General features: G+C 69.2%; 27 protein-coding genes and 1 riboswitch. Of the genes, 13 read left to right on the top strand and 14 right to left on the bottom strand.

Features of this window, described 5'->3' with window-relative positions:
- The first annotated feature begins 159 nt into the window (after positions 1-159).
- Positions 160-651: a carboxymuconolactone decarboxylase family protein gene (locus ABIB29_RS15280; protein ID WP_354173653.1), complete on the top strand. Its 492-nt coding sequence runs from the start codon at positions 160-162 to the stop codon at positions 649-651.
- Positions 652-697: 46 nt separating this feature from the next.
- Here the strand turns inward: ABIB29_RS15280 and ABIB29_RS15275 are convergent, their stop codons facing one another.
- From ABIB29_RS15275 to ABIB29_RS15260, 4 genes are read right to left on the bottom strand one after another with little or no spacing between them, the layout of a single operon-like run.
- On the bottom strand, positions 698-1,747 hold the full coding sequence (locus ABIB29_RS15275) for a sulfate/molybdate ABC transporter ATP-binding protein (RefSeq protein WP_354173652.1): 1,050 nt from the start codon (positions 1,745-1,747) through the stop codon (positions 698-700).
- Positions 1,744-2,592, bottom strand: a complete 849-nt coding sequence (locus tag ABIB29_RS15270; RefSeq protein ID WP_354173651.1) for an ABC transporter permease — start codon at positions 2,590-2,592, stop codon at positions 1,744-1,746. Before ABIB29_RS15270 ends, ABIB29_RS15275 begins: the two co-directional genes overlap by 4 nt.
- Before the next feature lie 6 nt (positions 2,593-2,598).
- Complete coding sequence (modA, locus tag ABIB29_RS15265; protein ID WP_354173650.1) at positions 2,599-3,369, bottom strand: molybdate ABC transporter substrate-binding protein; 771 nt, start codon at positions 3,367-3,369, stop codon at positions 2,599-2,601.
- A complete protein-coding gene (locus tag ABIB29_RS15260) occupies positions 3,366-3,776 on the bottom strand; it encodes a TOBE domain-containing protein (RefSeq protein ID WP_354173649.1) in 411 nt (136 codons plus the stop codon). The genes modA and ABIB29_RS15260 overlap by 4 nt, the downstream gene beginning before the upstream one ends.
- A gap of 171 nt (positions 3,777-3,947) precedes the next feature.
- On the opposite strand from ABIB29_RS15260, the gene ABIB29_RS15255 reads away from it, so the two are divergent.
- From ABIB29_RS15255 to ABIB29_RS15245, 3 genes are all read left to right on the top strand, one after another.
- The gene (locus tag ABIB29_RS15255) at positions 3,948-5,282 is read left to right on the top strand and encodes an FAD-binding oxidoreductase (protein ID WP_354173648.1); all 1,335 of its coding nucleotides are present in this window, start codon (positions 3,948-3,950) and stop codon (positions 5,280-5,282) included.
- Between the two features lie 89 nt (positions 5,283-5,371).
- Positions 5,372-6,565 carry an AI-2E family transporter gene (locus ABIB29_RS15250; RefSeq protein ID WP_354173647.1) on the top strand — a complete coding sequence of 398 codons (1,194 nt, stop codon included), beginning with the start codon at positions 5,372-5,374 and terminating at the stop codon, positions 6,563-6,565.
- 25 nt (positions 6,566-6,590) lie between these two features.
- On the top strand, positions 6,591-7,460 hold the full coding sequence (locus ABIB29_RS15245) for a DUF4031 domain-containing protein (protein ID WP_354173646.1): 870 nt from the start codon (positions 6,591-6,593) through the stop codon (positions 7,458-7,460).
- 94 nt (positions 7,461-7,554) lie between these two features.
- Here ABIB29_RS15245 and ABIB29_RS15240 read toward each other — a convergent pair whose 3' ends face one another.
- Positions 7,555-8,067, bottom strand: a complete 513-nt coding sequence (locus ABIB29_RS15240; RefSeq protein ID WP_354173645.1) for an SRPBCC family protein — start codon at positions 8,065-8,067, stop codon at positions 7,555-7,557.
- Positions 8,068-8,091: 24 nt separating this feature from the next.
- Positions 8,092-8,505, bottom strand: coding sequence for a YccF domain-containing protein (locus tag ABIB29_RS15235; RefSeq protein WP_354173644.1), 414 nt, complete (start codon positions 8,503-8,505; stop codon positions 8,092-8,094).
- Positions 8,506-8,637: 132 nt separating this feature from the next.
- Between ABIB29_RS15235 and ABIB29_RS15230 the strand changes: the two genes are divergently transcribed.
- Both ABIB29_RS15230 and ABIB29_RS15225 read left to right on the top strand, forming a co-directional pair.
- Positions 8,638-8,796, top strand: a complete 159-nt coding sequence (locus tag ABIB29_RS15230; RefSeq protein WP_354173643.1) for an LPXTG cell wall anchor domain-containing protein — start codon at positions 8,638-8,640, stop codon at positions 8,794-8,796.
- 25 nt (positions 8,797-8,821) lie between these two features.
- The gene (locus ABIB29_RS15225) at positions 8,822-9,217 is read left to right on the top strand and encodes a hypothetical protein (RefSeq protein WP_354173642.1); all 396 of its coding nucleotides are present in this window, start codon (positions 8,822-8,824) and stop codon (positions 9,215-9,217) included.
- On the opposite strand, the gene ABIB29_RS15220 is transcribed toward ABIB29_RS15225, so the two are convergent.
- The 3 genes from ABIB29_RS15220 to ABIB29_RS15210 form a co-directional block, all read right to left on the bottom strand.
- Positions 9,214-9,783, bottom strand: a complete 570-nt coding sequence (locus tag ABIB29_RS15220) for a YceI family protein (RefSeq protein ID WP_354173641.1) — start codon at positions 9,781-9,783, stop codon at positions 9,214-9,216. The two genes, ABIB29_RS15225 and ABIB29_RS15220, sit on opposite strands and share 4 nt — an antisense overlap.
- 118 nt (positions 9,784-9,901) lie before the next feature.
- Complete coding sequence (locus tag ABIB29_RS15215) at positions 9,902-10,936, bottom strand: LLM class flavin-dependent oxidoreductase (RefSeq protein ID WP_354173640.1); 1,035 nt, start codon at positions 10,934-10,936, stop codon at positions 9,902-9,904.
- A 46-nt stretch (positions 10,937-10,982) separates the two neighbouring features.
- Positions 10,983-11,594, bottom strand: a complete 612-nt coding sequence (locus ABIB29_RS15210; RefSeq protein WP_354173639.1) for a phosphoribosylanthranilate isomerase — start codon at positions 11,592-11,594, stop codon at positions 10,983-10,985.
- Positions 11,595-11,781: 187 nt separating this feature from the next.
- On the opposite strand from ABIB29_RS15210, the gene ABIB29_RS15205 reads away from it, so the two are divergent.
- Positions 11,782-12,444, top strand: coding sequence for a HutD/Ves family protein (locus tag ABIB29_RS15205; RefSeq protein ID WP_354173638.1), 663 nt, complete (start codon positions 11,782-11,784; stop codon positions 12,442-12,444).
- Here the strand turns inward: ABIB29_RS15205 and ABIB29_RS15200 are convergent.
- The 4 genes from ABIB29_RS15200 to ABIB29_RS15185 all read right to left on the bottom strand — a co-directional run bounded on the left by ABIB29_RS15200 (position 12,441) and on the right by ABIB29_RS15185 (position 16,563).
- Positions 12,441-13,268, bottom strand: coding sequence for an ABC transporter permease (locus ABIB29_RS15200; protein WP_354173637.1), 828 nt, complete (start codon positions 13,266-13,268; stop codon positions 12,441-12,443). The two genes, ABIB29_RS15205 and ABIB29_RS15200, sit on opposite strands and share 4 nt — an antisense overlap.
- Before the next feature lie 41 nt (positions 13,269-13,309).
- Positions 13,310-14,239: an ABC transporter permease gene (locus ABIB29_RS15195; protein WP_354173636.1), complete on the bottom strand. Its 930-nt coding sequence runs from the start codon at positions 14,237-14,239 to the stop codon at positions 13,310-13,312.
- A 1-nt stretch (position 14,240) separates the two neighbouring features.
- On the bottom strand, positions 14,241-15,428 hold the full coding sequence (locus ABIB29_RS15190) for an ABC transporter substrate-binding protein (protein WP_354173635.1): 1,188 nt from the start codon (positions 15,426-15,428) through the stop codon (positions 14,241-14,243).
- 61 nt (positions 15,429-15,489) lie between these two features.
- Complete coding sequence (locus ABIB29_RS15185; RefSeq protein WP_354173634.1) at positions 15,490-16,563, bottom strand: ABC transporter ATP-binding protein; 1,074 nt, start codon at positions 16,561-16,563, stop codon at positions 15,490-15,492.
- A 238-nt stretch (positions 16,564-16,801) separates the two neighbouring features.
- Here ABIB29_RS15185 and ABIB29_RS15180 point away from each other — a divergent pair, with 238 nt between their 5' ends.
- From ABIB29_RS15180 to ABIB29_RS15155, 6 genes are all read left to right on the top strand, one after another.
- Entirely contained in the window at positions 16,802-17,542 is a 741-nt protein-coding gene (locus ABIB29_RS15180) for a FadR/GntR family transcriptional regulator (protein WP_354173633.1), read from the top strand.
- 37 nt (positions 17,543-17,579) lie between these two features.
- Positions 17,580-18,167 (top strand): cache domain-containing protein, encoded by a 588-nt coding sequence (locus ABIB29_RS15175; protein WP_354173632.1) that lies wholly within the window; start codon positions 17,580-17,582, stop codon positions 18,165-18,167.
- Positions 18,168-18,449: 282 nt separating this feature from the next.
- Positions 18,450-18,516, top strand: a riboswitch (guanidine-III (ykkC-III) riboswitch).
- 9 nt (positions 18,517-18,525) lie between these two features.
- Positions 18,526-18,849 (top strand): DMT family transporter, encoded by a 324-nt coding sequence (locus ABIB29_RS15170; RefSeq protein WP_354173631.1) that lies wholly within the window; start codon positions 18,526-18,528, stop codon positions 18,847-18,849.
- A 2-nt stretch (positions 18,850-18,851) separates the two neighbouring features.
- On the top strand, positions 18,852-19,277 hold the full coding sequence (locus ABIB29_RS15165) for a DMT family transporter (RefSeq protein ID WP_354173697.1): 426 nt from the start codon (positions 18,852-18,854) through the stop codon (positions 19,275-19,277).
- A 177-nt stretch (positions 19,278-19,454) separates the two neighbouring features.
- On the top strand, positions 19,455-20,435 hold the full coding sequence (locus ABIB29_RS15160) for an aldo/keto reductase (RefSeq protein WP_354173696.1): 981 nt from the start codon (positions 19,455-19,457) through the stop codon (positions 20,433-20,435).
- Positions 20,436-20,455: 20 nt separating this feature from the next.
- Entirely contained in the window at positions 20,456-21,106 is a 651-nt protein-coding gene (locus tag ABIB29_RS15155; protein WP_354173630.1) for an MBL fold metallo-hydrolase, read from the top strand.
- Positions 21,107-21,202: 96 nt separating this feature from the next.
- Here ABIB29_RS15155 and ABIB29_RS15150 read toward each other — a convergent pair whose 3' ends face one another.
- Positions 21,203-23,113, bottom strand: a complete 1,911-nt coding sequence (locus tag ABIB29_RS15150) for a DEAD/DEAH box helicase (RefSeq protein WP_354173629.1) — start codon at positions 23,111-23,113, stop codon at positions 21,203-21,205.
- Positions 23,114-23,215: the final 102 nt, after the last annotated feature.

Genomic DNA, 23,215 nt, shown 5'->3' with positions numbered 1-23,215 from the left:
CCGTCGATTGATGGGGCTGGTCCGATGTCGGCGGACCAGCTGCCGGGAACGGTCGAGGGAACCGCTCCTGCGTGGGATTCTGTTGTTCAAGTATCTTGTCACACACATGACAAATCTGTCACGTGTATTTTTGAGGTTTCCCGTGGGTAGTCTTTGTCCATGGATGAGACACCGGCAACGAAGCACCACACCACCCGATCCGTCTTTCTGGACAAGGAGCACCCGGCCGCCTGGCGGGCCCTCAACGGACTGGGCCTGAAAGCCGCGGAGGCCGCGGATGAAGCCGGCCTGGACCGGACGCTGATCGAACTGTTGAACGTCCGCATCTCGCAGATCAACGGCTGCGCGTTTTGCCTGGACCTGCACGTGGGCGACGCCGTGAAAAACGGCGAATCCGCCCAGCGCCTGGCCGTCCTCCCGGCCTGGCGGGACACGGACCTCTTCACCGAGAAGGAACGTGCCGCCCTGACCCTGGCCGAGGCCATCACCAACATCTCGGACGCCGGAGCCCGTGAGCACGAGGGCGCTGCCGCCCGGAAACACCTCACCGACGGGGAGTTCTCCGCCATCAGCTGGCTGGTGATCACCATGAACGCCTTCAACCGGGTGTCAATCGTCAGCCAGCACCCCGTCCGCAAGGACCGCGGGTAGCCAGCCACAGCCGGCCGCTTCCAGCCGCGGACAACCGTCCGGTCCCTCACGCCGGGTAGATCGACACCGCCGCCGCCTTGACCACGAAATAGACCTCAAGGCCGGGAGCCAGGCCCAGGTCCGCGGACGCTGCAGGGGTCACGTCCGCGGACAGCTCGCCGGCGCGGACCCGGATCTGGTCCCCGTGCGGCTCCAGATCCGTAACCGTGACGCGGAACGAGTTCCGCGGGCTGCCGTGCGCCTCGCTCAGGAACACTGACACGGCCGACGGCGGGAAGGCCGCCACCCCGGCCTGCCCGGGCACGAGCGGCGCATCGTGCTGACCCGCGAACTCCAGGCCCTCGGCGGACCGGATCCCCGCGGACGTTACGGTCCCCGCCACCAGGTTCAGCCCGGCCAGCCCCGCGGCGAAGCGGCTGCGCGGCCGCCGGAGGACCTCACGGGTGGGCCCGTCCTCGGTGATCCGGCCTTCCTCCATCACGATCACCCGGTCCGCGAGCATGTAGGCGTCCAGGACGTCGTGGGTGACGATGATGGCGCGCCGCCCGGCGAGCACCCGCTTGAGCAGCCGCCGCAGCAGCGGAGCCGCATGGATGTCCAGGGCGGAGAGTGGCTCGTCCAGCAGCAAGAGATCCGGATTCACGGCCAGGGCACGGGCCGCCGCCACGCGCTGGGCCTGTCCGCCGGACAGCTCCCCGGGCCGGCGGCCGGCGAGGTCGGCGGCGTCGACCTCGGCCAGCCAGTGCCGGGCGGTCTCCCGGGCTTCCCGTGTGGGGACCCCGGCGCTCCGCGGCCCGAAGGCGACGTTTTCGAGCGCGCTCAGGTGCGGAAACAGCAGGGGATCCTGGGCCAGCAGGGCGGTTCCGCGGCGGTGCGGCGCGGTCCAGGTGTGCGCGCCCGCGCCGAGCTCGAACAGCACCCGGCCGTCCACTGCGGATTGTCCGGTGTCCGGGCGGAGCAGCCCGGCGATCACGGCGAGCAGGGTCGATTTGCCTGCCCCGTTCGGGCCGAGCACGGCAACGGTCTCGCCCGGCGCCAGGCTCAGCGACACCTCAAAGCGGCGGGCGGCGAGGGCGGCGTCGAAAGTGAACGTCACGACGCCACTCTCCCGCCGGCGCCGGTGCGGGCCGTTGTGCTGCGGGACCCGGCGGGCGCCGGGCCCCGGTAGGAGAGCCCGACGACGACGACCGCCACCACGACCAGCAGCAGCGACAGCGCGACGGCGGCGTCGGCGTCGGTCTCCCGCTGCAGGTAGATTTCCAGCGGCAGCGTGCGGGTGACACCCTGCAGGCTGCCGGCGAAGGTGAGCGTGGCGCCGAATTCGCCCAGGCTCCTGGCGAAGGAGAGTACGGCCCCGGACGCGAGGCCGGGCAGGACCAGCGGCAGGGTGACCCGGCGCAGCACGGTGGTGGGCCGCGCGCCGAGGGTGGCGGCTACGGCCTCGTACCGGCTGCCGGCAGAACGGAGGGAGCCTTCGAGGCTGACCACGAGGAACGGCAGGGCCACGAAGGTCTGGGCGAGTACCACCGCCGTCGTGGTGAACGCGATCTGGATGCCGGCGATCTCGAGGCTCTGCCCCAGGAGGCCCTGGCGTCCGAAGGCATAGAGCAGCGCGATGCCGCCCACGACCGGGGGCAGCACGAGCGGGAGCAGGACGAAGGAACGCAGCAGCCGCTGGCCCGGGAAGTCGCCGCGGGCCAGCACGAGCGCCAGCGGGACCCCGAACAGCACACACAGCACCGTGCTCGCGGCGGCCGTGCGGAGGCTGAGCCCCAGCGCGGTGAGCGAGGATTCCGAGGTGATGAGCGGGATGAACTGCGGCCAGTTGACCCGGCCCAGCATGGCCGCGAGCGGCAGCAGCACCAGCAGCGCCCCGACGGCGGCAATGGCCATGACCCAGCGCGGAATCCCGTTATAGGTACTGTCTCTCCGGCGTTTCATGCGGGCCTAGGGGGTTCCGAAGCCGGCGCCGCGGAGGAGCTGCTGGCCGTCCGGGCCTAAGACCGACTCGATGAAAGTGGCCCCGAGGTCCTTGTGCTTGCTGGTCCGCACCGCGGCGATCGGATAGGTGTTCACGGCCTGCGCCGACTCGGGGAAGGGGATTTCCCGCACCTTGTCCCGGGCGGCCGAAACGTCCGTGACATAGACCAGCCCGGCGTCGGCCTCTCCCGAGATGACTTTGCCCAGGACATCGGTCACCGACGATTCCTCGCTCACCGGAGTCAGCGAGATGCCGGTTTCCTGCTCGAGAGTCTTCGCGGCCGTGCCGCACGGGACCTGCGGCGCGCAGATGACAGTCTTGACGCCGGGCCCGGCGAGATCCGCGAAGGACCCGATGGACGCGGGGTTCTCCGGCGGCACGGCGATGGTCAGCACATTGCTCGCGAAGTCCCGGGGAATTCCGTCCACCAGTCCCGCGCCGCTGAGTCTGGCCATAGTGTTGGCGTCGGCGGAGGCGAAGACATCCGCCGGAGCGCCCTGGCTGATCTGGGTGGCGAGGTCGGAGGACCCTGCGAAGCTGAGGGTCACGGTGGTTCCGGGGTTTGCGGCCTCGAACTGCTCGGCGAGCGCCGTGAAGGGGGCCTTGAGCGAAGCCGCGGCGTAGACGGTGATGGTGGCACCGGCGCCCCCGGTCCCGGCCGGTGCCGCGCAGGCCGCCAGTCCGGCGGCAACGGCTGCTGCCACCAGCACGGCGGCGGACCGGATGGCGGGCCTCATACGGTCCCCTTTCCTTTGGGCGTTTCGATGATCACCGTGGTGGCCTTGACGACGGCGGTCGCCACCGAGCCGAGTTCCAGGCCGAGCTCCCGCACGGCCTCGCTGCTCATCAGGGACACCACCCGGAACGGCCCGCACTGCAGTTCCACCTGGGCCATGACGGTGTCGGCGGTGATGGCCGTGACGAGGCCGACGAAGCGGTTACGGGCGGAGCTGCCCGCTTTGGCCGGGTCATCCGGGAGCTGGGCCTGCTCCCGGGCGAGCCGCGCCAGTTCCAGCCCGTCAACGGCGAGCCGGCCCGCGTCGTCCTTGAGCGGGGTCAGGGTTCCGTTCTCGGCCCACCGCCGGATGGTGTCATCGCTGACCCCCAGCAGCCGGGCCGCCTCGGACACGCGAATATTAGGCATAGGGATACTCTAGTCCGCATTTGCGGAGAATATAACGAGAAGTGTCCGTAAACCATAAACCGTGAGATGGCGGCCCTGGCGTTCCGGAAGCAGCGTCCTCTAGCCGCTGCGCTGCCACCGGACTTAAAATTTCTGCGAGGGGTGGAGCCGCGGTCGCCGAGGAGCACCGCCGTGAAGTGGATCAAACCAGAGGACCCGGGCTATGACGAGTCCCGGACATTGTTCAACGCCATGATCGACCGCCGCCCGGCGGTGATCGCCCCCTGCAGCACCCCGGCCGACGTCGCCGAAGCGCTGAAATATGCCAGGGACCACGGCCTGGCTGTCGCCGTCCGAGCCGGCGGTCATTCCGTGGCCGGCATGTCACTGAACGACGGCGGCCTGGTGATCGACGTGCGGCCGATGAAGTCCGTCAGTGTGGACCCGGACGCCCGGACGGTCACAGCCGGGGCGGGCCTGACGTGCGGGGAATTCGACCGGGCCACCCAGCAGCACGGCCTCGCCCTCACCGGCGGCCGCGTTTCCACCACGGGTCTGGCCGGCTTCACCCTCGGCGGCGGCTCGGGCTGGCTCGAGCGGGCCTTCGGCTTTGCCTGCGACGATCTCATCTCCGCGGACCTGGTGACCGCTGCCGGCGAACAGGTCACCGCCAGCGCAGCGGAGAACCCTGAGCTGTTCTGGGCCCTGCACGGCGGCGGCGGAAATTTCGGCGTCGCCACGTCCTTCACGTTTGGGCTGCACCAGCTCGGTCCGACGGTCCACGCGGGCCTGATGCTGTGGCCCGGCGACGCGGCGGAGGAAATCAGCCGCGGCTTCCGGGAACTGGCCCTCGCGGCACCGAATGAGGAAACCGGGGCCATCATCTACCTCACCGCCCCGCCCGAGCCCTTCGTGCCCCCGGACATGGTCGGCAAGATGGCGGTCGCCGTCGCCTACCTCTACGCCGGGAACGCGGCGGAAGGTGCGGAACACGCCAAGCCCTATCAGGCGCTCAAACCGGCCGTGGACCTCCTGGAGGACACCGGCTACGCCGATTTCCAGTGTTCCCTGGACGATCCGCCGGGCAAGTACAACTACTGGAGCGCGGACTACCATGACGAACTGTCCGACGAAGCCCTCGACGTCATCGTCGATTCCGCCCGGAACCTGCCGGGGCCGAGCTCCCAGCAGCTGATTGCCCATTGGGGCGGCGCGGTGAGCGGTCCGGCCGCGACGGCGACACCGCTGCAGCACCGGAACGCCAGCTGGGTGACCCACCCCTTCGGCCTCGGCGAAACACCGCAGGGCGGCCAGGAGGCGAAGGCCTGGGTCAAGAGGTTCCGCCAGGACATCGCGCCTTACGCGAACGGCGGCGTCTGGCTGAACTTCATCGGCGACGAGGGCCAGGAACGGGTCCGGGCCGCCTTCGGCGAGGAAAACTACAACCGGCTTGCCCGGGTCAAACGGGAGTTCGACCCGGAAAACACCTTCCGCGGAAACCAGAACATCCGGCCCGCCACTTCCTGACAAACGGGCCAGTCCCACCGGGCTGGGGCCTCCGGCTGTGAGACGGTTAGTAAGTAACATGACCATCCGATAGTGGGAGACAAAGCAGCATGGGCAGTCCGGATAAGACAACTCCCTGGAGCGACAGCCTGGGCCGCGCCAGCATCAGGACCGCGCAGGTCCTCCTGCTGCTGGTCCTGACCGTGGTGGTGGTGTACGCCCTGATCCAGGTGCGGCTCGTGGTGATTCCGGCGCTGCTGGCGCTGATCCTGGCCGCCGCGATCGCACCTTTCGTCCACTGGCTGCGCCGCCGCGGCTGGCCCAGCACCGCCGCCACCACCGTGTCGTTCGTGGCGCTCCTGCTCGCGTTCGGGGCCGTCATCACCGGCATCGTCTTCGCCGTCATGAACCAGGCGGATGAGCTGGCCGACAAGGCCACGCAGGGCTTTGACCGGGTCTACGACTTCATCCGCACCGGCCCCATCCCCATCGATGACCAGCAGATCCAGCAGGCGCGCGAGGCTGCCATCGACTTCGCCACCAGCAGCACCGTCGGCGCGGGCGCCATCTCCGGGCTCAGTGCGGCCGGCAACTTCATCACCGGCGCCCTGCTCATGGCGGTGATCCTGTTCTTCTTCCTGAAGGACGGCGAGAGCATCTGGGCCTTTGCGCTGCGGGCGTTCAAGGGCGAGAAGCTGGTCCGGGCACGCCGCGCCGGGGAGCGGAGCCTCAGCGTGCTCGGCGGCTACGTGCGCGGAACTTCCATCGTGGCCTTCGTGGACGCGTTCTTCATTGGCCTGGCGCTGGTGATCATGGGGGTGCCGCTCGCGCTGCCGCTCGCCGCACTGACCTTCATCGGAGCCTTCATCCCGCTGATCGGCGCCACCCTGGCCGGCATCATCGCGGCGCTCGTCGCGCTGGTCGCCAACGGCCCGGTTGCGGCCCTGGTCGTCATCATTGTCGTGATCGTCGTCAACCAGCTGGAGGGCAACTTCCTGCAGCCCGTGGTGATGGGCCAGGCGCTCAACGTCCACGCCCTCGTCATCCTGCTGGCCCTCACGGCGGGCACCATCCTCGCCGGTATTGTCGGCGCGATCCTCGCTGTCCCTCTCGTGGCGGTGGGCTGGGCCGCGATCAAGGCCTGGAACTCAACGGAGAACATCACTCCCGCGGCCATAGCGGAAGCCGAGCATGAGACCGAGCTGAATGAACAGGGCGTAGGTGTGCGCTCCACGCCGCACCATGCGCGGACGCAGGAAGAAGAGCAGTCCGACACCGCGGCTGCTGACGCCAGCCAGGGCTGATCCGCGGCCGGATTAGACTTCCCCCATGGCCATTTACCTGGACCCTCCGCTCTGGCCGGCCCACGGAACGCACTTCTCGCACCTGATCTCGGACACCTCGCTGGAGGAACTGCACGCCTTCGCAGCGGCGGCCGGCATTCCGGACCGGGCGTTCGACGGCGACCACTACGATGTCGCCGAAGCCCGGTACAGCGCCCTCGTGGCAGCCGGGGCCGTCCCGGTCGAGGGGCGGGTCCTGGTCCGCAAACTGATCGCGAGCGGCCTGCGGATCCCGGCCCGGCGGCGCAGCAGCTCACTCAAACTCCCTCTGCTGACGCGCTGGAACGGCGTGTTGCCCGGCAACGACGCGCTCTTCCTGGACCTGCTGGACCGCTGGGGCGAGGAACACCGGAAGTACCACGGCCGGACCCACCTGCTGGCCGTCCTGGAGGCCCTGGACCTCCTGACCGAGCCTGTTGACCCGCCCCGCACTGTGCTGCTCGCCGCCTGGTTCCACGACGCCGTCTACCGCGGCATCGCGGGCCAGGATGAGGAGGAGTCGGCCCGGCTCGCCGAGGACCGGCTGGCCCGGGCGGGCCTTCCCTCGGCCGAGGTGGACGAGGTTGCCCGCCTGGTGCGGATGACGGCCGACCACCAGCCGGCGGCCGGCGACGGGGCCGCCGCCCTGCTCAGCGACGCCGACCTCTCTGTGCTCGGCGGCGAGCCGGCCGCCTACGCCCGCTACCTGGCCGCCGTCCGGCAGGACTTCGCGCACATCGGCGACGACGACTTCGCCGCCGGTCGCGCCGCCGTCGTCCGCCAGCTGCTGCAGCTGGATCCGCTCTTCCACACCCCGCGGGGCCGGGCCCTGTGGCTGGACGCGGCGCGGCGGAACCTGCAGGCCGAGCTCGGTTAGCCGGGGAACCGCAACGCGGGGTCACTTACCGCCCATAAATCCCCCCGGGATGGGCGCTAAGTGACCCCGCGTTGCTTGGCGTTGTTTTGGTGGGTCAGGGGCTGCGGCGGAGGTGTTCGGCGAGGCGGTCGAAGGACTCGCGCCAGCCGACGCCGTGGCTGTCGCGGTTATCGAGGGTGTCGAAGGGGCCCTGGAAGAACGTCATCCGGGTGCCGCCGTCGATCTCCTCCAGCTGGACGGTCACCTCGGTCTCAAAGCCGCGCGTTCCGTCGGCTTTGTCCCAGGCGTGGGTGAAGATGAAGAGATTGGGTGGTTCGACGTCCGTGTGGACGCCGCTCCACCAGTGCTCCTCCCCCGTGCTGTCCCGGACCATGCAGGCCCGGTACAGGCCGCCGATCTCCAGATCCGCGTCGATGCTCTCGCGGGGAACGTGGAAGCCGCGCGGCCCCCACCAGTCCGGTGCCTGGTCCGGGTCCGTCAGGGCGGACCACAGACGGGCGACGGGTGCCTGGAACTCGCGGGTGATGACCAGCATGAGATCTTCGGCCGGAGCAGGCGGTTCTCCCTGGCCGGACGAGGCGGGAACAGCGGTGACGTGCTCTGACATTGCGGGACTTCTCCTCTACAACGGTTAGCGGTAGGCCTTGCTGTAGGCCGTCACAAAGGGCCTGTCGCTCGGGACGATCTGCTTGCCGAGCGGCATAAGCGAGACCGGGATGAGCTTGAGGTTGGCGATGGCCAGCGGAATGCCGATGATGGTGATCGCCATGGCGAAGGCGGTGACGACGTGGCCGATCGCGATCCAGATGCCGGCGACGAGCAGCCAGATGACGTTCCCGAGCAGGGAGAACACCCCGATGCCACCCGGGCGGTCCACCACCGTGCGGCCGAACGGCCAGAGGGCATAGTTTGCGATCCGGAACGACGCGAGCCCCCACGGGATGGTCACGATCAGCAGACAGCAGATGATCCCGGCCACGAAGTAGCCAAGCGCGAGCCAGAGTCCGCCAAAGAGCAGCCAGATGATGTTGAGCAGTGTCTTCATGGCTCCATTCTCCCCTGCCGGAGGCCGATCCGGCCTAGGGGTTCACCCTGAACATTTCCTGAAATGTGTCCCGTGACGCGGGCGGCGGACGGGCAGCTTTGCGAACGCGGGAAAGGGCACAATACTGGGAGCATGCCTGCACTCCTGAAGATTGCCCTGATCGTTGCCCTCGTCCTGCTGGTCGTCGGCGTGGTGGTGGAAGCCGTGCAGTTCCTGCTCTACGTGGGCCTCCTGGTCCTGGTGGGCGCCGGCATCCTGTTCTTCCTGCGCCGCTCGCGCATCACGCGCTGACGCCGCCCGCCCAAGACGTGCGCAGATGACAAACATCGGGGACCTTCTGGGCCCCATTCTCGAAGTCATGACGTGGGTGGGTTTCGTCCTGGGCCTGCCGCTGCTGGTGTGGGGCTGGATTTCCCGACGGCGCCACTGCCAGTGGGCCGGGACCACCGGCAAGGTGATCAGCGCCGGCGGGTTCACAGGTTACAGCTGGACGGACCACCACGACGCCGACCACCGGTCGCTGCTTCCGGCGGCCGAGTCGCACGGCCTGGTGGTGGGGTCCGACGTCGACCTCTACTATGACGTCTGCCATCCGTCCCGCTGGGGGCTCACCCCAGCAAAGCAGGACAATGCGGCCTGGGTCCTGGGCTGGATACTCACCGGGGTGGGGATCCTTTCCACGCTCGGCGGCTTCGTCCTGCTGCTGTTCTAAACGTTTGACTGCCCTGCCGGCTGCTCCTGCTTCACCATGGCCGCCTCGACACTGATCTTGACCTTGTCGCTGACCAGCAGCCCGCCGGCCTCGAGCGCGGCGTTCCAGGTCAGGCCGAATTCCTTGCGGCTGATGTCCGCCTCCGCGCTGAACCCGGCGCGGGTCGCGCCGAACGGATCCACCGCGATCCCGGTGAACTCAACCTCCAGGTCCACCGGCTTGGTGACGTCGCGGATGGTGAGGTCGCCGGTCAGCACATAGTCCTCGCCGTCGCCCCTGATCCCCGTGGCGCGGAAGGTCATCTCCGGGTACTTTTCGACGTCGAAGAAGTCAGCGCCGCGGACGTGGGCGTCGCGGTTGGCGTCGCCGGAGTCGAAGCTGGCGGTCTTAATGCTGGCATGCAGGCTGGAGTCGGCGAGGGAGTCGCCGACCCGGGCCTCCGCCGTGGCTTCGTTGAAGCGGCCACGGACCTTGCTGATGCCGGCGTGGCGGACGCTGAAACCAACTTCGCTGTGGGACATGTCCAGCGTCCAGACGCCGGGGGTCAAACCTTTGGGCAGGGTCACAACGGTCTCCTTCGCAGGTGGCGGGCGGGCCCGCCGGGAAGTCGGGGTACTCCCCCAAAGAGCCATGCTAGCCACGGCGCCGCGGCCCGGCTAGCCTTCCGCGGAACCCGAGCGGCCCCTACAGCCGCGGCTTGGGCACCCAGCCAATCGCCGGGGCGATGTGCCGGACCACGGTGCCCAGCAGCTTGGCGTTGAAGTCCACGCCGAGCTGGTTGGGGACGGTCAGCAGCAGGGTGTCGGCGTCCCGCACGGCGGCGTCGGCGGCCAGTTCCTCGGCAATGGCATCGGGGGCGCCGACGTAGCTCCGGCCGAAGCGGGCCACGACGTCGGCCTTCCCGACCTGGTCGCGCTTTTCCCGCAGGGCGCTGAGACCGAAGAACCGGCGGTCCTCCTCGTCGACGATCGGCAGGACGCTGCGGCTGACCGAGACGCGGGGCTCGTGCTGATGGCCGGCGTCGGCCCAGGCCTGCCGGAACATGCGGATCTGTTCGGCCTGAAGCTGGTCGAAGGGCACACCGGTGTCCTCGGTGAGCAGCGTGGAGCTCATCAGGTTCATGCCCTGTTCCGCGGTCCACACGGCCGTGGCACGCGAGCCGGCGCCCCACCAGATCCGCTCGCCGAGGTCCGGTGAATGCGGCTGCACGGGCAGCAGCCCGGAGCCGCTGCCGGCGTACCGGGGCTCCGCCTCCGCCATCCCGGCGCCCGAAATGGCGCGGCGGAAGACCGCGGTGTGCCGCCGGGCCATGTCCGCGGCGGTCTCGCCGGCCGCCGGCACATGGCCGAAGGCGGCGGCGCCGTCGCGGGCGGGTTCGGGTGAACCGCGGCTGATCCCGAGCTGCAGCCGCCCGCCGCTGATCAGGTCCGTCGCGGCGGCCTCCTCGGCCATATACAGGGGGTTTTCGTAGCGCATGTCGATCACGCCGGTGCCCATTTCGATCCGGCTGGTCCGGGCCGCGACGGCGGCCAGCAGCGGGAACGGGGAGGCCTGCTGCCGGGCGAAGTGGTGCACGCGGAAGTACGCGCCGTCGACGCCCAGTTCCTCGGCGGCGACGGCCAGTTCGATGCCCTGGAGCAGGGCGTCGCGGGCTGTCCGGGTGCGGGAGCCCCCGCCGGGCCCCCAATGCCCGAAGGACAGGAATCCGATGCGCAACATGCAAGGGCTAACACGGCAGGGTCCGGCGGCATTCCTGCCACGGGGTTCAGGGTTTCGCCGCGAGGGACTTTGCCGCCGCCACGAAGTCCCGGATCTTGGCCAGGTCCTTCACACCCCGGGAGGACTCGACGCCGGAGGAGACGTCCACGCCCCAGGCGCCTGCCTGCGAGGCGGCCCCGGCGACGTTGGCGGGATCGAGCCCGCCGGCCAGCAGCCAGTTGCGCCCCGCCAGCCCCTTGGCGCGGACCGAGGCGTAGTCCCAGGCTTCACCGGAGCCGGGGACGGCGGCGTCGATCAGGAGCAGGTCCTCACCCCAGTCCGCAAACGCCTCGGGTGCGGCGGCCATGGTGACGGCCCGGATGAGCTTGAGTCCGGCGTCGTGCACGGTGCGCACGTCTGCCGGGGTGCGGTCGCCGTGGAGCTGGACCCAGCCCAGCCCGGCCGCGCGGGCCAGCGCGACGGCGTCCGCCGCGGCTTCGTGCCGGAAGACGCCGACGGCGGGGAGTCCGGCCGGGACGTGGGCCAGGAGTTCCCGTGCCTGCGCCGGCGTCACTTCGCGGGGGCTGCGGGTCAGGACGAAGCCGACGGCGTCCGCCCCGGCCTCCGCGGCGGTCCGGACCGACTCGGGGGTGCTGAGCCCGCATACCTTGACGAACATTCCGCTCCTTTTGCTGTGTTTACCTTGTTTCTGCCTCCGACGGTAGCAAGGACCTCGGCAGTCCGCCGCCCCAACGGCCGCCGAGGTGAGATTTGGCGCCCATGTTTGCCCGGAGCATGGGCGCGAAGTCTCACCTCGGCGCTGGCCCCGGGAGCCGCGTGTCCGCCCGCGCCGATAGGGTGGAGGGATGGAGATCATCCGCTATGCCGAGCTGAAAGCCCACCCCTGGCGCAACGGCGGCGGGGTGACCCGCGAACTGGCCAGCCATCCCACGGCGGCCGCAACGCAGGACAGCACGGCCGGCGGCTGGGACTGGCGGGTGAGCATCGCCGAGGTGTCCAAGGCGGGCGACTTCTCCGCGTTCCCCGGCATGGACCGCGTCCTCACCGTGTTGGAGGGTGAACTGCTGCTGCTGAGCGTCGACGGCGCCGAGCATCCGCTCGAGAAGTACCGCCCGTTCCGGTTCTCCGGCGACGCCGCCGCGGCCGGGGCGCTGCCTACGGGCGACATCCGCGACCTGAACGTCATCACCCGCCGCGGCGTGTTCAAGGGGTACACCTCCATCATCGAACTCTCCAAGAAGCGGGCGCATCCCGTGTTCGAGGGCCAGCTGGGGATCCTGCTGCAGGGCCAGGCCGCGGTCACGCCCGGCACCGCCGGCACCCAACTGGGCACGCCGTCCGGCGGCGAGACAGCCCCGGGAACGGCTGCGGACTCCCCCGGCACACCCGGCGCCGAGCCGACCCCGCTCGCCCGCTATGACGCCGTCGTCGGTTCCGATACCGGCACCCCCGAGATCCTGGGCCGCGGCTTCCTGGCCGTCGTGTCGATCGACCGCGTCGGGGATTAGCCCTCCGTCACCTTCACCCGGGGGGCGCCGATCCCCACCGAGTCCTGGGACAGGCGCTGCGCGAGCCAGATCGGCACGATCGAGACGACGATCAGGACGACGGCCACCACGTTGACCACCGGCGCCTGGTTGGGCCGGAAGAGGTTCTGCAGGATCCAGATCGGCAGGGTGGTGTCCCCGGCGCCGATGGTGAAAGTGGTCACGATGATCTCGTCGAAGCTCAAGGCGAAGGCCAGCAGGCCGCCGGCCAGCAGGGCGGAGCGGAGCTGCGGGAACGTGACGAGCCGGAACGTGGTGAACACGCCGGCGCCCAGATCGGCGGACGCCTCCTCCAGGCCGCCGTGCATCCGGCGCAGCCGCGCAATGACGTTGTTGAACACGGTCACCATGCAGAAGGTGGCGTGGGCGATCACGACGGTCCACATGCTCAGCGAGACACCCAGAATGGTGGTGAACATGTTGTTCAAGGCAATGCCGGTCACGATGCCGGGCAGCGCGATCGGCAGGATCACGAGCAGGCTGATGACGTCCCGGCCGAAGAACTTGTAGCGCAGCAGGGCCAGCGCCAGCAGCGTCCCCAGCACCAGCGAAATGATGGTCGACACCACCGCCACCCAGAGCGAGGACACCACAGCCTCGCGGACGCCGGTGGAATCGAAGGCGCGCCCCCACCACTCCAGGGTCAGCCCCCGCGGCGGCCAGCCGAACGTCCGGTCCGCGTTGAAGGAGTTCACCACCACCAGCAGCAGCGGCAGATAGATGAAGAGGAACACCAGCGCGGTGACGACGCCGAGGATGACTTTGGCGCTTCGGGAAAGTCTCATGGTGCTCCTGCCGGCTGTTCCGGGCTAAATGCCGCCACTGGTCACAGGCTGTTGAGGGCGCCGGAGCGCCGGACTATGAAGAGGTAAAGCGTGATGATCGCGATCGGGACCAGCGAGACCGCTGCGGCGAAGGGCAGGTTGTTCGCGGCCCCGACGTTCGCGTAAACCACGGTGCCGAGCATCTGGGTGGTGCCGCCGACGATCTGGGCCGTGATGTAGTCCCCCAGCGAGAGTGAGAACGTAAAGATCGTCCCGGCAATGATGGAGGGGACCAGCAGGGGGAACATGACCAGGCGCATGGTGGTCAGCGGTTTCGCGCCCAGGTCCCCGGAGGCCTCCAGCAGCGAATCAGGTACCCGGTCGAAGCCCGCGTAGATCGGCAGGATCATGAACGGCAGCCAGATGTAGGCCAGAGTCAGGATCACGGCGGTTTCGCCGTACCCCGGGGACTCCAGCCGGACCGGCGCCCCCAGCCACTCCAGCAGCCCGCCGTCGGCCAGCACGTTCCGCCAGGCGTAGGCCTTGACGAGATAGCTGGCCCACAGCGGCATCAGCACGGCCACCACCAGCAGCTTCTGCCAGCGCGGACTTGCCACTTTGGCGATGAAGAACGCCATCGGCAGCGCCAGGACCAGGTCGATCAGGGTCACGGCGATGGCGATCCATAGTGTCCGGAGGGTGATCCGCTGGTAGACCGGATCGGTCAGAACCGTCACCAGGTTGTCGGTGGTCCAGACCGTGGACACCTTGCCGGTGAAGGTGTCCACGGTCCAGAACGCGGTGATCAGCAGCGCCGCCAGGGCGGCGATATAGACGAGCACCAGCCAGCCGGCGGGGGCGGTAATCAGTCCCGCCAGCCGAAGCTTCGGCGTGCGGTGAAGCAGCGCCGAGAACTTATGGGCTTTGGGCCGGGGCACGGGGGCCGCTGCCGGCGGCGCCCCGGGGACCGGGTGCTGCGTCTGGAGCGTCATCTCAGCCCTTGATCTCGGTCCAGGCCTTCGTCCACTCCGAGTAGTCCGTGCACTTGACGTCCGTGCGGCCGTCCAGGCATTCGGCCACCGGCGTGGTCCAGTACCAGATCCGCTCCGCGTAGGCCTCATCACCGGAGTGGAAGGTCTCGCAGTGTGCCTTGTCCTTGGTCAGCTCGCAGGCCTTCGGGTTGGCAGGCGATTCGCCGAAGTATTCCGCCACCGCCGCGTTGGCCTCGGGGCTGGCGATGTAGTCCAGCCACAGGTAGGCGCAATTCTTGTTCTTGGACTCGGAATTGATCATCCAGGTGTCCGACCAGCCGGTGGCGCCCTCTTCGGGGAGCAGGGTCTTCACGTTCGTCCCGTTGGCCACGGCGATGTTGGCGCCGACCTGCCACGTGGTGCCGACCACCGTGCTGCCGCTGGCGAAGGCCTGGACCTCCTTGACGACGTCGCTCCAGTACTCGCCGATGTGCTTGCGCTGCTCTTTCAGCAGTTCAACGGCGGCCGCAAGCTGGTCCTTGTCCAGCGCGTAGGGGTTCTTGATCCCGAGTTCCGGCTTGTGCGCCATCAGGTACACGGCGGCGTCGGCGATGTAGATCGGAGAGTCGTAGGCGGTGACCTTTCCGCTGTGCTGCGCGGCGTCGTCGAACACGGCACCCCAGGAGGTGGGTGCCGGGGTGACGGAATCCGCGGAGTACATCAGCAGATTGGCACCCCAGCCGTGGGGCATCCCATAGTTCTTGCCGTCCACGGTGTTCCAGGCCTTGTCCTTCAGGAACGGGTACACGTCGGCGTAGTTCTTCAGCAGGTCCATGTTGACGGGCTCCACGTTGTTGCCGGCAATCAGCCGCAGGGACGCGTCACCGGAGGCCGAGACGACGTCGTACTGGCCGGTGCGCATCAGGGTCACGGCTTCGTCCGAGGTACCGAAGGGCTTGAAACTCACCTTGCACTGGGTCTGGTTTTCGAAGGGCGTCACCCAGTCTACGGCGGGGTCGTTACTGCCGTCCTCGACGTAGCCCGGCCAGGCGAGGATGGAGAGCTGCCCTTCGCCCTGGCCGATTTCAGACTTGACCGGCTGCGGGGCCGGGGTGGCCGATCCCCCGCCGGTGGTGCCGCAGCCCGTCAATACGAGCGCTGCCGCCGCGGCCACCCCAACCACGAGGGAGGCCCTATTCCTTGATGCCATGATCCTTACCTTTCGTTGTGGGGGTGAAACGGATTCCGCGTGTGGGTGCACCACTGATGCGTCAGGAGCCGCCGGGCGGCAGCCAGACGGCGGCGGCGTCGTCCCAGCTCACCGTGACGCGCCGGTCCAGCAGTTCCGCGTCGCCGCCGGGCAGCGTCTCCGGCGCGAGAACGACGACGGCGGGACCGTCGTCGAGCTGCACGTGCACCTGGGTGGCGTGCCCCACGTAGACGAGCGCGGTGACGGTTCCGGGGCGGGAGGTGACGCCGGCGCGCGGTTCCGGCGCCGCCGTCCAGGACAGGCGCAGCCGTTCCGGCCGGATGCAGACCTGCTCCGCCCGGCCGTAGAGTTTCTGGGCGTGCGCGGCGTCGAAGATATTGGATGTGCCGACGAAGTTGGCCACGAACGCACCGCCCGGGCGCTCGTAGATCTCGTGCGCCGTGCCGATCTGTTCCAGGCTCCCGTTGTTGAAGACGCCGATCCGGTCGCTCATGGTCAGGGCCTCCTCCTGGTCATGGGTGACGAAGATGAAGGTGATGCCGAGGGAGCGCTGCAGTTCCTTGAGTTCCACCTGCATCTGTTGCCGGAGTTTGAGGTCCAGGGCGCCGAGCGGCTCATCCAGCAGCAGGACCTTCGGCTGCACCACCAGCGCCCGGGCCAGGGCCACCCGCTGGCGCTGGCCACCGGAGAGCTGGGCGGGCTTGCGTCCGAGGAATTTCCCCAGTTGCACCCGTTCCAAAGCCTCGCGGGCCCGCTCGCGGCGTTCCTTCCGGGGTATGCCCCGCACGCGCAGGCCGTAGGCGACGTTGTCGACGAGGGACATGTGCGGGAACAGGGCGTAGTCCTGGAAAACGGTGTTCAGGTCGCGTTCGAAGGGCGCCATTCCGGTGACGTCCCTGCCCTCGAGCTCGATGCTTCCGGAAGTGGGCAGTTCAAAGCCTGCGATCAGGCGCAGGACGGTGGTTTTGCCGGATCCCGAGGGTCCGAGCATGGAGAAAAATTCGCCCTGGCGGATGTCCAGGTCCACGTTGTTGACGGCGACCGTGTCCCCGAAGACTTTGGTGAGTTTCCGCAGGCGGATCGCCGGAACCGCGTCCGTTTGCGCCTGTCTTCCGGCGGCGAGGGTTTCGGTCATGGGGTGCGCCTAACTCCGTTGCCGGATCGTCTTAGATGCGACACAGCGGGGTGTGATCCAGGCCACAACAGGCTGCTGGGCCAAATACTATTACTCCATAGGTTTTGTGTATAGACCCCCACGAAAGCCCGGATTAGGATGGCATCAACCGGGCGTCGGCGGCCCCCAGCGCGCCGGCTATAGGATGCCAGGGCCAGGTGCCAGGGACGCGACGCCAGAAACTGCCAGGGAGGCCCGGATGCTGCTGACACCGCAGGGGGCCTCCCGCAGCCTGGCGGCCGTGTTCACGCCGATCAAGTCCCGGGGCCTGGTGGACGAGGTGTGCGGCCGGATTGAACAGGCGGTGGAAACCGGGCTGCTCACCAGCGGCCAGCGGCTGCCCAACGAAACCGAGCTCGCCGCCGCCCTGGGCGTCTCCGCGGTGACCGCCCGCGAGGCGCTGTCCCAGCTGCGGACCGCGGGCATCATCCGCACGGTCCGGGGCCGGAGCGGCGGAAGCTTCATCGCCGATGACGTCCTGCCCTCCCGGGAACGCGCCCTGGACCAGCTGCGGGAACTGACCCGGCTCCAGATCAGCGACCTAGGCCTGCACTACCAGGCCATCGCCGCCGCCTGCGCCAGCGTCGCGGCCCGCCGCTCCGACGCCGCGGACCTGGCTACCCTGCGTTCCTTCATCCCGACGGCGGAGGAGGATCCGCTGCACTGGCGGCTGGCGCTTTCCGAGTTCCTGCTCGAGGTGGCCGCCATCGCCCGCTCGGCCAGACTGGCCCGGGAACTGATCCGGCTGCAGGCCGACCTGGGCACCCTCACACTGCTGCCGTGCTCGGACTCCGACTACTGCGCGACGACCACCAACCTCCTCCACGAGGCCGCGGCTGCCATCGAGGCCCACCAGCCGCCCGCCGCGGAAGCCGCGGTGAAAGCGCTGGTAGCCGCCACTACGGACTGGCTGCTGACGGAACAGTCCAAACGCTACTGACCACCCCAGGTTCCTTCGAGCTAAGGCAGAGACCCCGATGGCTGAAACAACCGCCTCCCATGACACCACCGCCCTGCACGCCGGGGAACTCGACGCCGCCATCACCGGGATCGAGGACAGGCTTGCCGCGTGGGCGGCGGACACGGGGGCCGCCCTGGCCGCGCTCTCCGGCAGGGTCACCGGCACCGCCGTGGACAAGCTCATCCGGCCGGTGGTCGAGGAACTGGTGCGCACTCCCGACGGGTACGTTGCCGGCGCAGGATTCCTCGCCAACGCCGGGCTGCTGGGGCCCGAACGCAGCTACATCGCCTGGTGGCAGGGCGAGGAGCTGGAGCACGTGGACGCCCTCGCCAACTTCAGCCCCAACTCCATCAGCCGCTACGTCAAGTCCGAGTGGTTCCGCATCCCGGTGGAAACCGGACAAGCCCACGTGACCGGGCCGTACGTGGACTTCCTGTGCACGGACGAATATGTCCTGACCTTCACGCATCCGGTCTTCTGCCGCGCGGACGGTCCGGTGGTGGGCATTGTGGGGGTGGACGTCACCGTGCAGCGGCTGGAGCGCGGCGCCATGCCGGCGGGCGCTGCGCCGGATCGGCGAACGGGCCACCCTGGTCAATCCTGACGGCCGCGCCATCGTCTCGGCCGCCCCGGACATCGCCGCCGGAGACCGCGCCGCCGCCAGGGAGGGCTGCAGCGTCCATCCCGTGGGCCGGAAGTTCCAGATTTGGAGCGGAGCTACGGCGCTCTGACCCTGCCGAAACCCCGATCGAGTGCCCCAGAACAGCCCTTATGAACCCTCAAAACGGCGATATCGGAGCAGTCCATGGGCGCGGGCGGTGCGCCGGTTGTGCCGGGCGGGGATGCCGGGGGTTCGCCTCTCCGCGGGGGCGTTGCTAGGCTGGAAGGAAGGCCTCGTCTAAGGGGTCTCCGGACGACGGTTCAGTACCCGGCACGCGACAAGACTGGCCACAGGAGCTGCCATGTCGTGGTTAATTCTCATACTTTCGGGGTCGTTGGAAGCCGTCTGGGCTGCGGCCCTGCACCGGACCGCGCAGGCCACGGGCCGCCGCCGGATTGCACCGGGCGCCGTCTTCCTCGTTTCCGTGCTCGCCAGCACCGGCGGTCTCGCGATCGCCATGCAGTCCATCCCGACGGGCACCGCCTACGCCGTCTGGGTGGGCGTCGGCGTGGTGCTGACCTCCGCCTACGCCATGGCTACCAAGGTGGAGCCCGCGACGGCGGCGCGGATCCTGCTGCTCGGCGGGATCGTCGCCTGCGTGGCCGGCCTGAAGCTGGTGGCGTGACCATGGCTGCGAACCGCACACCGAACCCGGCAACCAAGCCACCGGCCACCACCCTGGCCTGGGTCGTCCTGCTCGCCTCCGCGGTGCTGGAGGCGGTCTGGGCGACGGCACTGGGCATGTCCGACGGCTTCACCCGGCCGCTGCCCACCCTCGTGTTCGCGCTGACCGCGGCACTGAGCATGGCGGGGCTGGGCCTGGCCGTGAAAAGTATCCCGCTCGGCACGGCCTACGCCGTCTGGGTGGGGATCGGCGCGGCCCTGACGGTCGGCTGGGCGATGGCGACCGGCGTCGAACCGGCCAGTCCGCTGAAATTACTGTTCATCGCGGGGATCGTGGGCTGCGCGGCCGGGCTGAAGCTGCTGCCGGCCGAAAAATCCGCGGTTTCCCCGGCGCTGCCGCCTGCCCCCGCGGAAACTCCCCACGATTAAGGCAGTGCGACGGCGTGTCCCGGCGCCCGCGCCGTCGTACTGGCCGCGCAACAATCAAAGGTGGGGAGATTCCTCCGTCGCAGCCGGAATAGCCGCGCGCACCCCGGGGTTGGGCGTAGAAACAGCGAAAGGAAGACCACGGTGAAGGCAGCGACAGTGCGGCTCGGCGACGGTTTGATGGTCAGTCCCCTGGGGTTCGGCGGCATGGCCCTGACCCCGGTGTACGGGGAGGTGGACCCCGCCGAGGCCCTGCGGACCCTGCACCATGCGGTGGATGCCGGGGCCAGTTTCCTTGACACGGCGGACATCTACGGCGGGGGCAGCAACGAGGAGCTCATCGCCCGGCTCCTGGCGGAACGCCGCGGCGAGGTTCAGTTGGCCACCAAGTTTGGCCTGGTGGGCACCCCGTCCACCGGCTACTCGGACATCCGGGGTGACGCCGCGTATGTGCGGCAGGCCGTGGACCGCAGCCTGCAACGGCTGGGCACCGACACCATCGACCTGTACTACATGCACCGCCGTGACCTCCGCGTTCCGATAGTGGAAACCGTGGAGGCCATGGCGGGGCTGGTGCAGGCCGGCAAGGTGCGGCATCTTGGCCTGTCCGAGGTGACGGCCGAGGAGCTGCGTGAAGCCAGCAGCGTCCACCCGATCGCCGCGGTCCAGAGCGAGTGGTCCATCTGGAGCCGCGATGTGGAACGCAACGTTGTTCCTGCCGCGGCCGAACTCGGCGTGGGGTTTGTGCCCTATTCGCCGCTGGGCCGGGGATTCCTCACCGGCACCGTGGACGCGTCGAAGCTGGGCAGCAACGACTTCCGCCGCAACATCCCGCGCTTCGCCGAGGCGGCGCTGGATGCCAACCGGGGCGTGGTCGCGGCCGTGCAGTCCGTCGCGGCTGAACTTTCCGCCGCCGGGCAGGCTGCAACTCCTGCCCAGGTGGCTCTGGCCTGGCTGCTCGCGCAGGGCCGGAAGCTGGGGCTGCCCGTCGTGCCCATCCCCGGCACCCGCAAGGCGGACCGGATCGATGAAAACTGGGGAGCCCTGGCTTTGACGCTTCACTTCACCGCAGCGCAACTCGAGACTCTCGACGCCGCTGCGGACGCCGTCGTCGGCTCCCGTTCCGCGGACCCCCAGTGGGTGTCCCAGGGCCGTGAATAGCCTGTCCGTAGACTGAAGCCATGGACTCGCTCATTCACTCGTTACGTGACATCACCATCCGCCGCATTTCGGTCAGCGAGATGGACAACAACGTGTATCTGCTCACCAGCAAAGCCTCCGGTGCGCAGCTCCTGATCGATGCGGCCGATGATCTGGCCGCCATCCAGGGGCTGCTTGCCGACGCCGCCGCCGATACCGCCGCGGCGCCGAAGCTGGCGCTGGTTGCCACCACCCACCAGCACTGGGACCACGTCCGTGCGCTGCCGGCCCTGGTGGCAGCCACCGGGGTGAAGACGGCGGCCGGGACGGATGACGCCCCGGAGCTGCCGGTGCCGGTGGATGTGCTGCTGGATCACGGGGACGTCGGCAACTTCGACGGCTTCGACGTGACGGCAGTGCACCTGCGCGGCCACACCCCGGGGTCGGTCGCGCTCGTGTACCAGGACCCGGAGGGCCCGGCACACATTTTCTCCGGCGACTCCCTGTTCCCGGGAGGCGTGGGCAACACCCAGAACGATCCTGAACGGTTCGCCCAGCTGATCAGCGATGTCAGCGAGCGGCTCTTCGGGGCCTATCCGGATGACACCCTGGTGCATCCGGGCCACGGGAAGCCGACCACCCTGGGTGCGGAACGCCCGCACCTTAAGGAGTGGCGCGCCCGCGGCTGGTAGCTTGTGCTGCGCTTTCAGACTGGCGCTGCGCTTTCGGACGGACGCTGCGGGAATCCCCGTAGCGTCCGTCCGTTTGTGTAGCGGAAAACCGTTACCTTAGCGGCTGCGGCGTTCGTTCGACGCCGGGGCGGACGCGCGGCGGGGGCCGCCGCTGCGTGCCGGACGGCCTTCGCCGGAGCGGCCGTTGCCGCCGCCTGCGTAGGATCCGCCCGAGGTGCCGCCGGTGTTGGAGGACCAAACAGCCGCATTCCCGCCGGCGCTGCTGCCACCGGTCTTGGCGCCGGCAGCTGCACGCTGGCCCGTTGCCGGACGTCCGCCGCGCTGGCCGCCGGTGGCGCCGCCCGTGCGGGGTGCCCCGCCACGCGGTGCGCCACTGCGGGGTGCGCCGCTGCGGGGAGCCGAAGCGCCCCGGGCGTCGCTGCGTCCTTCTGCGGCGCGGCCGTCAGAACCGCGGCCTGCCGAGGCGCGGCCACCTGCAGCCGGAACATCGTTGCGGTGAGTGCCATACGAGGTTGAGCGGCTGCGGACGCTGCGGCGCTCTGCGCGCTCGGCATCCAACCGGTCCTCATTGCGCTCGATGACACGCTCTGCGGCGTTGCGCGCGGCGGCCTGGCCTTCGTAGGCCACGGCGCGGCGCTCGGCACGGGGAAGATCGGTGCGGGGAGCCTCGGCTCCGACGCGTCCGCGTCCGCCACGGCCGCCCCGGCCACCCGCAGTGGGCGCAGCCTGGGTGGTGCGGCGGGCGCGCTTGCGCTCGGCGTTGGCACCGGTGGAGCTGCCGCCGCCCTGGTTGGACTTGGCGGCCAGCAGTGCGGCGCGGGTGCGCGGATCGATCTTGTCGGCCATTTCGCCGACCAGTTCAGCAACCAGCGGGGAGTTGGCGGTGACGCGTTCGAAGTTGACCTCGACGCCGGCAGCCTTCATGAGCTTCTTGACGTCGGACTGCTGCTCGGGCAGGGTCAGCGTGACCACGGTGCCGTCGGAACCGGCGCGGGCGGTACGGCCCGAGCGGTGCAGGTAAGCCTTGTGCTCCGTGGGCGGATCCACGTGGATGACCAGCTCGACGTCGTCGACGTGGACACCGCGGGCGGCGACGTCGGTGGCGACCAGGACGCGGACCTCGCCGGAGGAGAACTCGGCCAGGTTGCGGTCACGGGCGTTCTGCGAGAGGTTGCCGTGCAGGTCGACGGCGGGGATGCCGGCGTCGGTCAGGGTCTTGGCGAGCTTGCGGGCGTGGTGCTTGGTGCGCAGGAAGAGCACCCGGCGGCCGGCACCCGAGGCGAGCTCGACGATCAGCTGCTTCTTGACGGTCTGGTCGTTGACGACGAGCACGTGGTGTTCCATGGTGGTCACCGCGGCCTGGGATTCGTCCACGGCGTGGGTCAGCGGGTTGGACAGGTAGCGCTGGACGATCTTGTCCACGCCGTTATCCAGGGTGGCGGAGAACAGCATGCGCTGGCCCTGGCTGGGGGTCATGTCCATGAGCTTCTTGACCACCGGGAGGAAGCCGAGGTCGGCCATGTGGTCGGCCTCGTCCAGGACGGTGATCTCGACACCCTCGAGGGTCAGGACGCGCTGGCGGATCAGGTCCTCCAGGCGGCCCGGGCAGGCGATGACGATGTCGACGCCGGCACGCAGCGCCTTTTCCTGGCGGGCCTGGGAGATGCCGCCGTAGATCACGGTGGTGTTCAGGCCCATGGCCTTGGCCATCGGCTCGATGGTCGCGTTGAGCTGGGTGGCCAGCTCACGGGTCGGGGCGAGGACCAGGCCCATCGGGCGGCCGGGCTTGCGGAAGTGCTTGGCTTCCCGCTCAGCGAGTCGTGCTACAAGCGGGATGGCGAAGGCAATGGTCTTGCCGGAGCCGGTGCGGCCGCGGCCCAGCACGTCGCGACCGGCCAGGGTGTCCGGCAGGGTCTTGACCTGGATGGGGAACGGTTCAACGATCCCCTGGGCGGTGAGGGTGTCGGCGAGGGCCTTGGGCGTGCCGAGGGCAGCGAAAGTAGTCATATGTTTCAAAGGTCTTTCAGGCGGTATCCGTGCGGATATCGGCCCCCGGTGCCGGTTGGCCCAGGGGTTCGCCGAAGAAAAGTCAGGTGATCAACCGGCCAG

The sequence above is a fragment of the Arthrobacter sp. UYEF36 genome, from assembly GCF_040547025.1.
In the GTDB taxonomy this organism is placed as follows: Bacteria; Actinomycetota; Actinomycetes; order Actinomycetales; family Micrococcaceae; genus Arthrobacter.
The sequence above is the reverse complement of the archived record's forward strand: the minus strand, read 5'-3'. Positions and strand labels throughout refer to the sequence as shown.

Coding starts and splice junctions, on each gene's coding strand:
- ABIB29_RS15280 (WP_354173653.1), top strand. CDS start 160: ATGGATGAGACACCGGCAACGAAGCACCACACCACCCGATCCGTCTTT.
- ABIB29_RS15270 (WP_354173651.1), bottom strand. CDS start 2,592: ATGAAACGCCGGAGAGACAGTACCTATAACGGGATTCCGCGCTGGGTC.
- modA (WP_354173650.1), bottom strand. CDS start 3,369: ATGAGGCCCGCCATCCGGTCCGCCGCCGTGCTGGTGGCAGCAGCCGTT.
- ABIB29_RS15260 (WP_354173649.1), bottom strand. CDS start 3,776: ATGCCTAATATTCGCGTGTCCGAGGCGGCCCGGCTGCTGGGGGTCAGC.
- ABIB29_RS15250 (WP_354173647.1), top strand. CDS start 5,372: ATGGGCAGTCCGGATAAGACAACTCCCTGGAGCGACAGCCTGGGCCGC.
- ABIB29_RS15245 (WP_354173646.1), top strand. CDS start 6,591: ATGGCCATTTACCTGGACCCTCCGCTCTGGCCGGCCCACGGAACGCAC.
- ABIB29_RS15240 (WP_354173645.1), bottom strand. CDS start 8,067: ATGTCAGAGCACGTCACCGCTGTTCCCGCCTCGTCCGGCCAGGGAGAA.
- ABIB29_RS15235 (WP_354173644.1), bottom strand. CDS start 8,505: ATGAAGACACTGCTCAACATCATCTGGCTGCTCTTTGGCGGACTCTGG.
- ABIB29_RS15230 (WP_354173643.1), top strand. CDS start 8,638: ATGCCTGCACTCCTGAAGATTGCCCTGATCGTTGCCCTCGTCCTGCTG.
- ABIB29_RS15225 (WP_354173642.1), top strand. CDS start 8,822: ATGACAAACATCGGGGACCTTCTGGGCCCCATTCTCGAAGTCATGACG.
- ABIB29_RS15215 (WP_354173640.1), bottom strand. CDS start 10,936: ATGTTGCGCATCGGATTCCTGTCCTTCGGGCATTGGGGGCCCGGCGGG.
- ABIB29_RS15210 (WP_354173639.1), bottom strand. CDS start 11,594: ATGTTCGTCAAGGTATGCGGGCTCAGCACCCCCGAGTCGGTCCGGACC.
- ABIB29_RS15205 (WP_354173638.1), top strand. CDS start 11,782: ATGGAGATCATCCGCTATGCCGAGCTGAAAGCCCACCCCTGGCGCAAC.
- ABIB29_RS15200 (WP_354173637.1), bottom strand. CDS start 13,268: ATGAGACTTTCCCGAAGCGCCAAAGTCATCCTCGGCGTCGTCACCGCG.
- ABIB29_RS15195 (WP_354173636.1), bottom strand. CDS start 14,239: ATGACGCTCCAGACGCAGCACCCGGTCCCCGGGGCGCCGCCGGCAGCG.
- ABIB29_RS15190 (WP_354173635.1), bottom strand. CDS start 15,428: ATGGCATCAAGGAATAGGGCCTCCCTCGTGGTTGGGGTGGCCGCGGCG.
- ABIB29_RS15185 (WP_354173634.1), bottom strand. CDS start 16,563: ATGACCGAAACCCTCGCCGCCGGAAGACAGGCGCAAACGGACGCGGTT.
- ABIB29_RS15180 (WP_354173633.1), top strand. CDS start 16,802: ATGCTGCTGACACCGCAGGGGGCCTCCCGCAGCCTGGCGGCCGTGTTC.
- ABIB29_RS15175 (WP_354173632.1), top strand. CDS start 17,580: ATGGCTGAAACAACCGCCTCCCATGACACCACCGCCCTGCACGCCGGG.
- ABIB29_RS15170 (WP_354173631.1), top strand. CDS start 18,526: ATGTCGTGGTTAATTCTCATACTTTCGGGGTCGTTGGAAGCCGTCTGG.
- ABIB29_RS15165 (WP_354173697.1), top strand. CDS start 18,852: ATGGCTGCGAACCGCACACCGAACCCGGCAACCAAGCCACCGGCCACC.
- ABIB29_RS15160 (WP_354173696.1), top strand. CDS start 19,455: ATGGTCAGTCCCCTGGGGTTCGGCGGCATGGCCCTGACCCCGGTGTAC.
- ABIB29_RS15155 (WP_354173630.1), top strand. CDS start 20,456: ATGGACTCGCTCATTCACTCGTTACGTGACATCACCATCCGCCGCATT.
- ABIB29_RS15150 (WP_354173629.1), bottom strand. CDS start 23,113: ATGACTACTTTCGCTGCCCTCGGCACGCCCAAGGCCCTCGCCGACACC.